The 13,445-nt window shown below is 66.0% G+C and carries 13 protein-coding genes and 1 pseudogene; 2 read left to right on the forward strand and 12 right to left on the reverse strand.

The features are described 5' to 3' along the window. Positions 1-21 precede the first annotated feature (21 nt). From U5817_RS18610 to U5817_RS18650, 9 genes are all read right to left on the reverse strand, one after another. Positions 22-405, reverse strand: a complete 384-nt coding sequence (locus U5817_RS18610; protein ID WP_407278384.1) for a type II secretion system protein — start codon at positions 403-405, stop codon at positions 22-24. A 7-nt stretch (positions 406-412) separates the two neighbouring features. Beyond that, on the reverse strand, positions 413-880 hold the full coding sequence (locus U5817_RS18615) for a type II secretion system protein (protein ID WP_407278385.1): 468 nt from the start codon (positions 878-880) through the stop codon (positions 413-415). An 8-nt stretch (positions 881-888) separates the two neighbouring features. Continuing rightward, positions 889-3,069 carry a secretin N-terminal domain-containing protein gene (locus U5817_RS18620; protein ID WP_407278386.1) on the reverse strand — a complete coding sequence of 727 codons (2,181 nt, stop codon included), beginning with the start codon at positions 3,067-3,069 and terminating at the stop codon, positions 889-891. Between the two features lie 224 nt (positions 3,070-3,293). Continuing rightward, a complete protein-coding gene (locus U5817_RS18625) occupies positions 3,294-3,788 on the reverse strand; it encodes a hypothetical protein (RefSeq protein ID WP_407278387.1) in 495 nt (164 codons plus the stop codon). Positions 3,789-3,799: 11 nt separating this feature from the next. Further along, positions 3,800-4,474, reverse strand: a complete 675-nt coding sequence (locus tag U5817_RS18630) for a hypothetical protein (protein ID WP_407278388.1) — start codon at positions 4,472-4,474, stop codon at positions 3,800-3,802. Continuing rightward, positions 4,471-5,013 carry a hypothetical protein gene (locus tag U5817_RS18635; RefSeq protein WP_407278389.1) on the reverse strand — a complete coding sequence of 181 codons (543 nt, stop codon included), beginning with the start codon at positions 5,011-5,013 and terminating at the stop codon, positions 4,471-4,473. Before U5817_RS18635 ends, U5817_RS18630 begins: the two co-directional genes overlap by 4 nt. Then, a complete protein-coding gene (locus U5817_RS18640) occupies positions 5,010-5,738 on the reverse strand; it encodes a hypothetical protein (protein ID WP_407278390.1) in 729 nt (242 codons plus the stop codon). The genes U5817_RS18635 and U5817_RS18640 overlap by 4 nt, the downstream gene beginning before the upstream one ends. Beyond that, positions 5,719-7,392: a GspE/PulE family protein gene (locus U5817_RS18645; protein WP_407278391.1), complete on the reverse strand. Its 1,674-nt coding sequence runs from the start codon at positions 7,390-7,392 to the stop codon at positions 5,719-5,721. Before U5817_RS18645 ends, U5817_RS18640 begins: the two co-directional genes overlap by 20 nt. Next, positions 7,389-8,564: a type II secretion system F family protein gene (locus U5817_RS18650; RefSeq protein WP_407278392.1), complete on the reverse strand. Its 1,176-nt coding sequence runs from the start codon at positions 8,562-8,564 to the stop codon at positions 7,389-7,391. Before U5817_RS18650 ends, U5817_RS18645 begins: the two co-directional genes overlap by 4 nt. Positions 8,565-8,924: 360 nt before the next feature. Between U5817_RS18650 and U5817_RS18655 the strand changes: the two genes are divergently transcribed. Next, on the forward strand, positions 8,925-9,521 hold the full coding sequence (locus U5817_RS18655) for a lytic transglycosylase domain-containing protein (RefSeq protein ID WP_407278393.1): 597 nt from the start codon (positions 8,925-8,927) through the stop codon (positions 9,519-9,521). Positions 9,522-9,623: 102 nt separating this feature from the next. After that, on the forward strand, positions 9,624-10,850 hold the full coding sequence (locus tag U5817_RS18660; protein WP_407278394.1) for a glycosyltransferase: 1,227 nt from the start codon (positions 9,624-9,626) through the stop codon (positions 10,848-10,850). Positions 10,851-11,020: 170 nt separating this feature from the next. Here the strand turns inward: U5817_RS18660 and tnpC are convergent. From tnpC to tnpA, 3 genes and pseudogenes are all read right to left on the reverse strand, one after another. Then, positions 11,021-12,538 (reverse strand): annotated as a pseudogene (gene tnpC / locus U5817_RS18665) (IS66 family transposase). A 75-nt stretch (positions 12,539-12,613) separates the two neighbouring features. Then, on the reverse strand, positions 12,614-12,949 hold the full coding sequence (tnpB, locus tag U5817_RS18670; protein ID WP_407278395.1) for an IS66 family insertion sequence element accessory protein TnpB: 336 nt from the start codon (positions 12,947-12,949) through the stop codon (positions 12,614-12,616). Next, a complete protein-coding gene (tnpA, locus tag U5817_RS18675; RefSeq protein WP_407278396.1) occupies positions 12,946-13,332 on the reverse strand; it encodes an IS66-like element accessory protein TnpA in 387 nt (128 codons plus the stop codon). The genes tnpB and tnpA overlap by 4 nt, the downstream gene beginning before the upstream one ends. Positions 13,333-13,445 lie beyond the last annotated feature (113 nt).

Below are 13,445 nucleotides of genomic sequence, written 5' to 3' on the forward strand. Positions count from 1 at the left end.
CGCACACGATCGCGCACGTTCTCACCACTCGGCAAAGTGCGTACCGTCCTTTGCTGTGCCTTCGGCCCCGCTGTGGAGGTCCCACACCCCCGCCTCCTCCTCGCCCGGCGCCGCTACGAGCTGCCACGAATCGCTGCGCTCGGTGATCGGATCAACGGGAAGCTTTCGCAGATAACGCTTCGTCACGAGGGTGTCGAGATCGGGCGGCCACTTGCCGATGTCCGCGTGGTAGCGATCGATTGCATCGCGCACGACCGACAGCGTCTGGCGCAGGGAGGCCTCACGGCTGCGGTCCAGGTGCTCGAAATAGCGCGGCGCGGCGATCGACATCAGCGTTGCGATGATGGCCAGCACCACCAGCAACTCGATGAGGGTGAAGCCCGCAGCGATCCTTGTCTTCTTCATGCCGCCCTTACCACTCACGATAGGGCACGCCATTGAGTCCGCTGCGGGGCGACTTCGAATAGACGTCATACACGTCCTTCCCCTCGGCCGGCTCCTCGGGCGGGCTCGCATAGCTGCGCCTGCCCCAGGTCTGTTCCGCGGGCACCGATGGGTCAGGATGAAAGGGGTCGCGCGGCAGACGGCGCAGGAAGTAGATGCGCTTGCCCGCCGGATGGGTGATATCGGGTACGCCATTCACCAGCACTGCGAGATCGGGCGGATAGCCCGACGCGTCGACGCGCTGCTCGACACGCTGCTCGACGTAGGCCGCCTTGTACGCATCGAGTCCGGCGCGGATCTGGCGGAGGGCGATGCGCAACTCGGACTCACGCTCACGCTGGGCGGCGAGTTCGGCAAGCGGCATTGCCCCGGCCGCGAGGATGCCGATGATGGCGACCGTCACGACGAGCTCGATGAGGGTGAATCCGCGCGTCACCTGGCCCCTCACTCGGCAATGCGCACCGTGCCCCCGGCCGACAGCGCCACGTCTTCGTCGCCCGTCTCGCGGCGCAGCTTCATGCCGGTTGCGACCATGGTCGCCACGCCCGAAGCATCGGCCTTGGGGCGAAGGCGCACGACCAGATCAGCCCGGCCATCCTTGAGGCTCACGGGCAGCTGGACCGTCCCCGGGGTCACCGCCCCGTCCGCTTCGAGGCGGTTGGCATCGTACGCGATCGTGACATCGGCGGCGGTCGCTCCGGTAGCTCCGCTCACACGCACAATGGCGTTGAACGTTTCGCCGCGGCGGGCCGTTTCAGGCAGGATCAGCGCGACTTCGGGCGCCGCCTGCTCCTCCTTCGCCTCCACCCCTTCGGCCGGCTCTGCACGCTCCTCAGCCACCGCGCGTGGCGCCGCGACCGGCGTGGCAGGGCTCGGACGCCCCTCGCCCATCAGCCCCAGGCTGCGAGGCGCGGTCGCACCAATGCGCAGCGGCTCGGCACCGATGTTCGACTCCGTTCCTGCGGGCATTTCAGCCAACAGCGATACGGGTGGCAGCACGTTGCGCACGATGCGCGGCGTGATCAGCAGGGCAATCTCGGTCTTGTTGTTGCTGTCGCGCTGAGCCGAGAACAGCCTGCCGACCATCGGCAGGTTGCCCAGCCCGGGCAGGCGTTGGGCCGACGAGCGTTCCTCGTCGTTGATCAGGCCCGCGAGTACCTGAGTCTCGCCATTGCGCAGGCGCAACGAAGTGGATGCACTGCGCGAACCGACCTGGTAGGCGAGCGAACTGGAGGGGCCGGGCACCTCCTTGACGATGCTGCTGACCTCGAGGCTCAGCTTGATGCCGACCTCGTCGTCGCGATAGACGGACGGCTCCACCTCCAGCTTCAGACCGACGTCGAGATAGGAGACCGAGGCCGACACGCCGACGTTGGCCGTCGAGGTCGTCGTGAACACCGGCAACTTGTCGCCGATATGCACCTTCGCCTTGTCGCGGTTGCGCACGCGGATGCGCGGGTTCGCGAGCATGCGCGAATCGCCGTCCTCGCTCTTCAGGCGCAGCACCGCCCCCGGGTTGGCGATGAAGGGTACGAGATCGTTGCGGTTGTGACGCAGGTCGATGTTGCCGTCAAGCAGCTTGCCACCGAGCTGCGTTGTGCCGGAGATCACGACGCCATTCACGATCTGGCTGGATGCGGGCAGCGTCGGCGTCAGCAGGCCGTAACCGACCTGGTCGGGAAAATCGATCCCCAGGTCCAGCAACTTGTTGCGGCTGACCTCCAGCACCTCCAGTTCCAGCATCACCTCCGGCTCGGGCACATCCAGCGTCGCGACGAGCCGTTCAGCCATGCGCACCGCTTCGGGCGTGTCCTTCATCACGAGCAGGTTGAGCTTCTCGTCGATGAACACGTCCCGGCTCTTCACCAACTGCTTGATCAGTGTCTGTGCGGCCTTCGCCTCGGCATTCGCGAGGTAGAAGCTGCGCGTCACCAGCTCGACGTGCTCGCGCTGCTTGGCGGTGGTCACCGGGTAGATGAGGACGGTATTCGCGTTCAATAACTTGCGCTCGATGCCCTGCGTCGCGGAGAGCAGGCGAAGCACCTCGTCGACGGAGTTCTCGCGCACGAACAGCGTCACGCGGCTGTCCGCGCGCACGTCCTTGTCGAAAACGAAATTCAGCCCGCTCGCGCGCGACAGCGCCTCGAACACGACGCGCAGCGGCGAGTCACGGAATTCGAGCGTCACCGGCCGGGCCATCGCCCCTTGCAGGGATTCTGCGCGCGGCTTGCTCGCACGCTCTGCGCGTTCGTCCAGCTCCAGCACCAGCTCGCGCGCCGCTCGGTCGCCGGGCGCCTCGGCATACACCCCGCGTGCGATGCGGCCGGCGGTCGCTGCGTCCCCGGCAGCAAGGGCTGCTCTGGCCTGCCCCAGTCGCTCCGCACGGCGACGCGCCCGCTCAACGTCCTCAAGGCCGAGCCGGGCCCGTGCGTTCTCCGGGTCGACCTTCTGCACATCGCGATACAGCAGCGCCGCTTCGTCCAGCTTCCGCGCCCCGTGCGCTTTCTCGGCCACACCCAGCTTCTCCGTCACGACCTGATCGCGCTGGCGCACGTAATAGCTGCGCAATTCGAGGTTCTCCGGATCCTTCTTCACGGCCTGTTCCAGCCGCAGCAACGCCTCCACGCGATCGCCAGCAGCAAAGTCGCGTCGACTCTGTTCGAGCGCAGGGTTGCCGGCACACGCGGCTAGAAGTAGGGCGGAAAAGGTCGGCAGGAGAACGTTCCGCAGCACTCGCGCGAGCGGGGATTCGTTCCACGCCGAAGAGCTGCGGCGCGCCGAAGCGCTCGCGGGCATCGAACGAAGGACTTGGCAATCCCCGCATCGCGATAAGGTCGAAGTCTTCGTTTTCATGGATTCTGGCGATTGAGAGTCTGAATTTTCTTGAGCGGCAGATAAGTGAATTCGACCGCGGACGGGGTGATGCGCTCGACACGGTAACGGCCTGCGATTTCCTCGCCCTGGCGCGCCACGCGGACCTGCGCCCCCTCGAGCAGGAACACCGCCTTGCCCTGTGCGTCGTCAATCGCACCGACATAGCGGAACGGCAAAGGCGGTGCCTGCGGCTCCACGGGTCCCGCCGGCGCGGACGGCGGCGGAGGCGGGGCAAAGCTGACGATGCGCGCCAGAGGATCGCCCAGCTCGGGCCACGGCGCCCGCACGACATCGAGTCGGGCGAGATTTCCAGCCGTCGATGCCGGCGCATCGCCCGACTTTCCCTGCCCCGACGCAAGCCTGGACCGGGGTGCGCGCTCGACGGGCTGGACCACGTCCCCCCCCGACTCTTCATTGACAGCCCACCAGCTCGCTGCGAGCGTCGCCAGCAGCGCAACTGCCAGGAGCACGTGGCGCATCCTCATGAGCGCCCCCGCAGATAAAGTTGCAGGCGGATATCCGCCTCGACCGTCTCGGCATCGCTCTTGTCGCGCTTGAAACTCAACGATTCCAGCGCGATTTCGGGCATTTCCCGCAGCAGTGCGCCAAGCCAGACATAGAGCGCCGCCGCGTCGGCCTCAACGGGTATCGTGAGGCTGACGAGCGTCAGCGGCGTGCCGGCCACCACGGAGCTGCCGTAGTCGGTGCGCCGGACGCTGATGCCGTGTGCGGCACCGTGTTCGTTCAGGCGGCGCAGGCTGTCCGGCAGCGCGGCGGCGGGCGGGAAACGGCCAACAAAGGCCGCGACGCGGGCACGGTCGTCGCTCCCCGGGGCCGGGGCACTTGCGTTGCGCTCCGTACGGCTCTGCTCTTCGGCAAGCGCCGCGGCGCGACGATCGATGTCGGTATTAGCGGCGTACCCCCCCAGCGCGGCAGCGACCAGCAGCAACACCCCAACCACACCGGGAACACCGGCATTCATCACGAGCCGTCCGATGTACTCCTTGGCGAGACCGACCGACGCTCCGCTGCGGCGCGACTCACCCACATCCGGAGTGGTTGTCGCAGCAGCCTCGCCGCCCCCCGATGCGGGCGCGACCATCACCACGAGACGAGGGCACCAGTACTGCATCAATACACCAGTGCCGGGCATCACGGACGTCCGCTCCATTTCGCATTCACGGTGAATCGCACCGCGTCCCCGCTATCGACCTGCACCCACTCGTAATTCGCCAACTGGGCGTCCCGTATCCCCTGCACGGCACCGAGCCGGGCGACGAACTCGAACATTTCCGCAAGCGAGCGGGCCTGTCCGGCGACCGCGAGCCTGCCCCGCGCCTGATCCGCCTGCAGGCTCAGCCACGTAACCCCCTCGCCCTGCGCGCCTGCCACGCCGCCGAGCATCCCGCCCCAATCAGCATTCAGCCGCTCGGCGACGCCAAGCACGGCTTTCGCCTCCTCGGCGCTCACCGGGTTCCCCTCGGCCATCGCCACAGGCTGGGAGCGCCGCGCCGCTTCGCGCGCACTCAACACGGCCGCCGTGCGCGCATCGACCTCGGCACTGGCGCGACGGTAGTCGATGATCTGGAGCGCACAGGCAAGTACTCCCGCCGCGAGCATCCCCCAACCCGCAATACTCACCCGCCGGCGCGTTTGCAGAAAATCGAGATCGACCGGCAACGGAACCTGTTTCATCCTTCCCACCCTTCGGCGCGCAGCGCATGCTTGCGCCATCCGACCGGGACCCGCGGCCCCTCCCCGATGCAATACAGAACGCCGGCCTCACCCGGAAGGCCCGACCGCAGCGCCTGGGACTCCAGGTACAGGCCCAGCGACATATCCCCGGCCGGGCCGAGCGGTTGGCTGCGCAAGGACTGCCACTGCGCATCGCGCCAGAACCCCAGCGTGACCCGCCCTTCACGCTGCACCGCCAACGCGCCGAACGGACTTTCCAGTTCGGGGCGCACCCGGTTATAGGCGGCAAGGAACTCGCCCGTGACGCTGCCGAAACGCAACCGGTGCTCCCTGCCCCAAGCGGACACTGCCTCGATGTGTGCGGCAGGCACGGCACATGCGACGACGGGAAAATCGGTTGCGCCACGCTCCACGACGATGCGCCATTCGGGCGCACCGATTCCATGCACCTCCCTGAACCGCAGGGCCAGAAACGCTTCGCGCTCGGCCGCGCCACGCAGGCCGGGCGGCCACCGGACGATCAGATAGCGCACCACGGCATCGGCGAACAGTACATCCCAGCGCGAACCGCGCATCACCCCGCCGTCCGGCTCCGCTGCCAGCGCCGCCAGGGCGGCATCGGGAGCCCACTCGTAGGCCCGCCGTCTTTGTGTCGAACCATGGCCGACGCGGATCGCGTCCTGCTCGATCAGCAGGCGGCGGGCTTCAGCCGAGAAGCGTGACACGATTCACCTCCTGCAGCGTGGTTTCCCCGGCCGCGGCCACCGCCAGCGCCGCGTCGCGCAGGCCGCGGAATCCGCCGCGTCGCGCCGCTTCCTTCACAGTCCGGATCGGCGCACGGGCGACGATCAGCTCGCGGATCTCGTCGTCGAGCAGCAGCACTTCAGCCACCGCGCGCCGGCCGCGATAACCCGTCCCGCGGCACTGGCCGCAGCCATGGCCTGCGCGGAAGCGGAAGGCGCTCGCATCGCCGATGCGCGAACGTGCGATCAGTTGCGCGTCGGGCGGCACGTCCTCCGTGCAGTGCGGACAATTGATGCGCAGCAAGCGCTGGGCGACGATGCCATTGAGCGCGGCGACAAGGTTGAACGGATCGATCCCCATGTGCATGAAGCGCCCCATCACGTCGAAGACGTTGTTCGCGTGCACCGTGGTGAATACGAGGTGGCCGGTCAATGCCGCCTGCACTGCGATTTCCGCCGTTTCTCCATCGCGGATCTCGCCGACCATAATCTTGTCCGGGTCGTGGCGCAGGATTGACCTCAAACCACGCGCGAAAGTCAGCCCCTTCTTCTCATTCACCGGGATCTGCAGCACGCCGTTGAGCTGGTACTCGACCGGATCCTCGATGGTGACGATCTTGTCGAGTCCCTGGTTAGTCTCGGCAAGCGTCGCGTAGAGCGTTGTCGTCTTGCCCGAACCGGTCGGCCCGGTGACCAGCAGCATGCCGTAGGGCTCGCTCGCGAGATGGCGCAGTGCTCCCCGCACATCATCGTCAAATCCAAGCGTCTCGAGCGTCAGCCCGCTCATCTCGCGGCTGAGGTGCTCCTTGTCGAGGATACGCAGCACCGCATCCTCGCCGTGGATGCTGGGCATGATCGATACGCGGAAGTCGATCTCGCGCCCGCCCGAGCGGACCTTGAAGCGCCCATCCTGGGGTACCCGGCGCTCGGCGATGTCGAGTTCCGCCATCACCTTGATGCGGGAAATGACCTGCTCGGCGAGCTCGTTGCCCTGCGCGCTGCCGACGCGCACCAGCACCCCGTCGAGGCGGTACTTGATGACCAGGCCTCCGGGGATCGACTCGAGGTGGATGTCGCTCGCGAGCTGCTTCAAGCCATCATAAAGGGTCGAATTGACCAGCTTGACGACGGGACTCACGTCCGCGCTGATGCGCTTGAGCGACAGATCCTCGACGCCGTCGCCCGCGGTGCCCTCCTCGCTCGACGCGATCAGGCCGGCGGCCCGTCGTACCTCGTCCTCGTGGCGCGCGAGGCAGGCCGCCAGATCGTCGTGATCCACGAGGACCAGCGCATAGGCTTCGCCGAGACGCCCCCCCAGCCCGTCGAGCAGATCGGTGTCGAAGGGATCGGCGATCGCCACCAGCAGTCCGCCGTCTTCGTCGCGCAGCGCCACGCACTCGCGCCTCAGTGCCATCTCGAACGGAATCGCGGCGAAGTCGGGCTCCAGCGCCATCAGACGTCCGTGCCCCATCGACGCAAGACCGAGCGTTCGGCCAAGCCGATCGACACGAACAGCCGGATCCGCTTCCAGCTTCGCCAGTGCGTCGATGACACGCTCCCCGCCAGCGGCTGCGATCGCCATCTCGGCGACGGAAAAGGGGGCGACAGGCGACGTCACCGTCAACGATTCGCTCATCGAATGCTCTCTGCAAGCAGGAATATCGGAATGTACATGAGCACAACGATCAAGCCGATCGCGCATCCGATCAGCAGCATAAGCAGCGGACCGAACAGGCGCGTCAACCACTCTACCTGCCGCGCCGTATCCTCTTCGTGAAATTCGGCCGCGCGAGTCAGCATCTCGCCCAGGTTCCCCGCACGTTCCCCGACCTCCAGCATGCGCAGGGCGACGGGAGTCGTAAGACCGCGCGCCGCCAGCATCGCCGAGAAACTGCGCCCCTCGCGAATCGCGGCTATCGCTGCAGCCAGACCCATCTGCAGCGGCGCCGACAGCAGCCCCGACACCATCCCCAATGCAGTCACGACTGGAATACCGCCCGAGAGCAACATCCCCACGGTCCGGTAGAAACGCGCAAGCTGGAACACCCGCATGCGCTCACCAACGAAGGGCATCCGCCACATATAGCGCCCGACCGACGCCCACAATGCAGGACTGCGTACCACCAGGGCCGCACCGCCCAGGGAAGCGAGAACGATCGCCCCCACCAATAAGGCATGCCCTTCCACGAACTGCCCCCATTCGAGCAGCAGCCGGGACATCCACGGCAAGTTGGTCCCGACGTTCTGATAGATATGCGAAAAGCGTGGCACGACGTAGCCGAGCAGGAACAACACCACCAGACCACCCACGCCAACCAGCAGCAAGGGATAGATCGCCGCGCTGATCAACTTGTCGCGCAGACGGTCGCCGTCCTCCTGGTAGGCGATGTAGCGGGCGATGGCTCGCTCGAGGTCGCTGGTGCGCTCGGCGGCGCGGATCAACGCCACGTACAGGGGGGGAAAGGCCTGCGGCGCAGACTCGAGCGCACTCGACAGGCTGCGTCCTTCGCGCAACGCATCGCGCAGCCCCTGCAGCACCGACCGGATCGCCGGCCAGCGCTCCTTCTCGACGAGCGCGGAGATTGCCTCGGCAAGCGGGATGCCGGCGCGCAGCAACGCCAGCAGTTGCTGATTGAAGAGGAGCAAGGGGAAGCGGCCCCGGCCACTCCCACGCTCGAGCGCCTTCAGCGACAGGACGGAGAGCCCCCGGGCCTCCGCCAGCGCGCGCACGTCCGCCTCGCAACCCGCCTCGAGTTCGGTTTCGACGACTGCCGCGTTCGCCCCGAGAGCCCTGACTCGATAACGCATGGATCACCAAAGAATCGTTAACTGCACACCCTTCTCGAAATCCTGCACGCCCTGCAAGGACCGTAGATCACACAACCATGCGCCTTTCGGACACATTGGAAGCACGGGGGGACCAATCCGCAGCAACATTAGCATAGAAAGCATCATGAACTTCCTACATACTGAATTGCATTCGTGGCATCGATCCTCATAGCGTTCCGAAAGGATTGCAGGCGGCACCGAAAATCCGGATGGAGTCCCATGAAAAGACCAACGCCATCACCTGACAACCCCGCTCGATTGCCGCGGGCACGCGACATCGCGCGTCGCTCGGCAGTCCGGTCAAATGGCCGCGCGCGATGGGTCGCGACCGCCCTGATCATGCTCTGCAGCGCCGGATCGTGTTGGGCGGACCGCCTCTACGGTTATGCCGACGACCGCGGGGTGTTCAATTTCAGCGATGCGCCCAGCGACCCCCGCCATCGCCTGATCCTGGAAGCACGCCCACCGCGCCCGGTCGCAGGCGGTACCGCTGCACGCGCGGCCGCAACGAGTCTCCGCCGCAGCCCCGGACAGCTGTCGCCCCTGATACGCGACGCGGCGCGCCAGAACCGCATCGATCCCGCCCTGGTGGAAGCTGTCGCCTTCGTCGAAAGCCGCTTCGACGAACGGGCCCGCTCGCCCAAGGGGGCACTCGGCCTGATGCAGTTGATGCCCGACACGGCAACCCGCTTCGGCGTCAGCGATCCATTCGATGCACGCCAGAACCTTGCCGGCGGCGCCCGCTATCTGCGCGAATTGCTGGACCGTTTCGACTCGCTACCCCTCGCGCTCGCTGCCTACAATGCAGGCGAAGGGGCAGTGGAGCGCCATGGCAAGGCGATTCCGCCATACGCGGAAACGGCCCAATACGTACCTGCCGTCCTGACACATTACGAACGCCTGCGCGGCAACGCTCCGCTCACCCCGCGCCCCTGATTGCACAGCCAAGGATCCGGATCGGACATCAAGAACCGCCGTGGAAGCAACGCAACCCGGAAGCCCTCGCTAAACACGAAGCAGCCTGGATATCCAGAAGAAATGACGAGAAGAAAGGTCCTGTTCTTCGCCGAGGGTGCCACGCTCGCTCATGTCGCACGTCCGTTTGTCGTCGCCCGAGCCCTCGACCCCGAGCGATTCGAGGTCGTCTTCGCACGCCCCGAATCCTTCGACTGGCTGACCAAGGATGCGGCGTTCCAGATACGCCCGCTCGCCTGCCAGGCAGCATCTGTTTTTGCGCGCCGCCTTGATCACGGACTGCCGCTCTATGATCTTCCGACCCTGCGACATTACGTCGCGGACGATCTGGCGCTGATCGACGCCGAACAGCCTGACATCATCGTCGGTGATTTCCGTCTGTCGCTATCAGTAAGCGCGCGCTTGAGGTCCATACCGTACGCGACGATCTGCGATGCCTATTGGAGTCCCGAGCGCTCACTACCGACACCCCTGCCGGTATTCGCGTGGACCCGTTTCGCGCCACTGAGCGTGACAGGTCCGATCTTTCGCTGGATCTCCCCCTTCGCCATGAGACTGCACGCACAAGCGCTCGAAAGCTTGCGGGCCCTCCACGGATTGCCGTCGCTGGGCTACGACTTGCGACGCTGCTACACGGACGCCGACCTCCGCCTCTTCGCAAACTTCCCGGAGCTTTTTCCAGCGGTGCGCAACAGCCGCCATGCTGCATTCATCGGACCGATTGCATGGTCTCCCGACGCTTCAGCCCTCGCACTGGAATTCGATGACGGCACGGAAGCACCGCTGATCTACGTGACCATGGGCAGTTCGGGCGATCCGCGCGTGTTGCGGCAACTGCTTCCGGTTCTCGATGCGACCGGCGCGCGGGTGCTGGTCGCATCCGCAGGAAAGCCGCTACCGGCTGGTTTCGCATCCCCGCGAACGCAGGTTTTCGACTACCTCCCCGGCCAGACGGTGTGCGAACACGCGGATCTCGTGATCTGCAACGGCGGAAGTCCGACCACAAATCAGGCACTGAGTGCGGGCGTTCCCGTGCTGGGAATCGCGCGAAACATGGACCAGTTTCTGAACATGCAGGCTATCGAGCGCTTTGGCGCAGGACTTCTGTTACGCTCGGACCGTGCAAGCACTAGCGCGCTACAGCAGGCCATATCGCGACTCCTCGAAGCCCCGCTCTTCGCCGCCCGCGCACAACATCTTCGCAATGCAGCGACAAACAACGCACAACAGCGCAACTTTGCGCCGCACCTGGAACGGCTGATTGGGGAGCGGGTTCAGCCAAGCATTTGACGCGTCCGCGGACGACTCCAACATTCCGCATCGCCGTGAACGAAAATACGCCGCCCGATTAAGTAATCAGTCCACCGGTCAGCGATTGATCGGATGGATGCCTCTCACGCGCGATCGCGGAGTAAGCGGCTGGGCAACCCACCTGCGAAGGCGAACAGGGCAGGAAGAGTTCAGCAGTCCGTGTCGGAAGGTTGCCAGCGATGCGGCAACAATTCGCCAATGCGGCTGGTCGGCGTCGTCGGCAACCGGGTGAGCACGTCCTTGAGGTACGCGTAAGGGTCGTGCCCGTTGAGCCGCGCCGAATGGATGAGGCTCATGACGGCGGCAGCCCGTTGCCCCGCGCGCAGACTGCCGGCAAATAGCCAGTTGGATCGACCGAGGGCAATCGGACGAATCTGGTTCTCGACCCAATTGTTGTCCGCGGGCAGCATCGGATCGTCGAGATAGCGCGTGAGCGCAGCCCAGCGGTTGAGGCTGTAGTCGATCGCCTTTGCCGTGGCCGAACCATCCGGCACCTTCTGTCGATGCGCGACGAGCCACGCGTGCAGCAGGTCGGCAGCCGGTCGGGCCTTGTCCTGCCGCAGCCGTAGCCGCTCGTCGGGGCTGAGCTCGCGCGCCTCGCGCTCGACGTCATAGAGCGCGCCGAAGAGCTGCAGCGCCTCACCGGCAATCTGGCTCTGGTGGTTGGCCCACAGCTCAAGGAACTTCCGCCTGGCATGAGCAAGGCATCCGGCTTCCTGCACGCCTTGCGTGAACAGCGCCTTATAGCCGCTTTAGTCGTCGCATACCAGGGTGCCCGACCACGTGCCGAGGAACGCCTGCGCGTGACGGCCGGTGCGGCTGTCGGCGAAGTCGAACACGACGGCCTGCATCGACGCGAATGCGCCGCTGCAGTAGCTCCACAGGTAGGCCCGATGGGTCTTGCCCGCGCCGGGCTTGAGCATCGCGACCGGCGTCTCGTCCGCATGCAGTACGGCATGGTCGAGCAACTCGGCCTTGAGCGCATCGACCAGCGGTTGCAACTGCACCCCGCAGGCGCCCACCCACTGCGCCAAGGTCGAGCGCGGCAGGGCCAACCCCGCCCGCTCGAAGATACGTTCCTGTCGGTACAAGGGCAGATGGTCGGCATACTTCGCGACGAGCACCTGCGCGAGGAGCCCCGTGGTGGGAATGCCCTTGTCGATCACGTGCGCCGGTACCGGCGCCTGGGTCAGCGTCTCGCAGCGTTTGCACACCCATTTGCCGCGGATGTGACGTTCGACGCTGAAGACGCCAGGCGTGTAGTCGAGCTTCTCGGCGACCTCCTCGCCGATGCGCTTGAGTTCGCAACCACAGCTGCACACCGTGGATGCCGGCTCGTGACGGATCTCGTGCCGCGGCAATTGCGCTGGCAAGGGCGCCCGCTTGGGCTGAGCCTTGGTGTCTGCGGGTGGAGTCGCGGGCGAGAGCTGCTCGAGCTTCTGAGCGATCGCCTCCAGATCGGCCTCGATGGCCTCCTCGAGCAGGCTGTGCTGTTCGCCGCGAAACACCTCGCTGCGGGCGGCGAACTTCAGCCGCTTCAGCACCGCCATCTCATGCGTGAGCTTGTCGATCGCCGCCTGCTCGTAACGCACCTCATCGAGCAGCCGCGCGGCCAGCGCACGCAGCTCGGTCTCGTTCAGGGCGGACAGTTCGGGCGACTCGATCATGACCACAGGATGCCCGACGCGGCGGGGCGCGCCAATGGGCGAATGCTCCGATTGCGAGCCGTACTGAAATGCGTTTCAGATGACGGTGATGGCTGCCGCGCCACCGAGTCGCTGCCACGGCAGGCCCAGTACCAGCGCATCGAATTGCTCGCGGGTGAGTGTTGCCCGCACTTCCCCATGCCGACCCGCCCACACGAAATGCCCCTGGTTGAGGCGCCGGCAGGCGAGCCAGATGCCGAAACCGTCGTGCACCAGCACTTTGAGGCGGTTGGCGCGCCCGTTGGTGAAGCAATACGCCTGGAGCGGCAAGGCCGCACCAAAGACCGCGACGACGCGCGCAAGCAAGCTGTCCATCCCGGCACGCATGTCGATGGGTTCGACCGCGAGCCACACGACCTCGACCCGGATCACCGCAGTACCGCCCGCAGCCAAGCAGCACAGGCGTCGGCCGCCGACAAGGGCCAGCTGATCGTGGCGCTCACCGCGCCCCCGCGCAGTTCGATCCGGATATCGCCCGTCGGAAGCGGTGCAGCGGCAAACTCGAGAGGCACGAAGGCGGGCGACACCTCTTGCGGCGACATGGGCGCCGAGCGCGTGACCACCGTACCACCGGCACCCTCGTGCTCGACCACCCAGCGACGAACGAGATTGGCGTTCAGTCCGTTGGCCAGTGCCACTGCAGCGATCGACACGCCAGGCTGTCGGCACGCCGCGGCAATCTGTGCCTTGAATTCCGCGCTGTGGCGCCGCCGTGTGCGCCGGGCCGCAGCGGCCGGCTGGATCAAAGTGTTCATGTGTCCACCAAAAACGAAATGGACACGATGCTCTTATCGGCGCGGATCAAACGGAAGATGGGTTGCCCAGCCGCTTACGCCCAGCCGCTTACATCGCGGAAAAAAGTGCGCCC

The sequence above is a fragment of the Aromatoleum evansii genome (assembly GCF_045689615.1).
Taxonomy (GTDB): Bacteria; Pseudomonadota; Gammaproteobacteria; order Burkholderiales; family Rhodocyclaceae; genus Aromatoleum; species Aromatoleum evansii.

Coding starts and splice junctions, on each gene's coding strand:
- U5817_RS18610 (WP_407278384.1), bottom strand. CDS start 405: ATGAAGAAGACAAGGATCGCTGCGGGCTTCACCCTCATCGAGTTGCTG.
- U5817_RS18635 (WP_407278389.1), bottom strand. CDS start 5,013: ATGAAACAGGTTCCGTTGCCGGTCGATCTCGATTTTCTGCAAACGCGC.
- U5817_RS18645 (WP_407278391.1), bottom strand. CDS start 7,392: ATGAGCGAATCGTTGACGGTGACGTCGCCTGTCGCCCCCTTTTCCGTC.
- U5817_RS18650 (WP_407278392.1), bottom strand. CDS start 8,564: ATGCGTTATCGAGTCAGGGCTCTCGGGGCGAACGCGGCAGTCGTCGAA.
- U5817_RS18655 (WP_407278393.1), top strand. CDS start 8,925: ATGCTCTGCAGCGCCGGATCGTGTTGGGCGGACCGCCTCTACGGTTAT.
- U5817_RS18660 (WP_407278394.1), top strand. CDS start 9,624: ATGACGAGAAGAAAGGTCCTGTTCTTCGCCGAGGGTGCCACGCTCGCT.
- tnpA (WP_407278396.1), bottom strand. CDS start 13,332: ATGAACACTTTGATCCAGCCGGCCGCTGCGGCCCGGCGCACACGGCGG.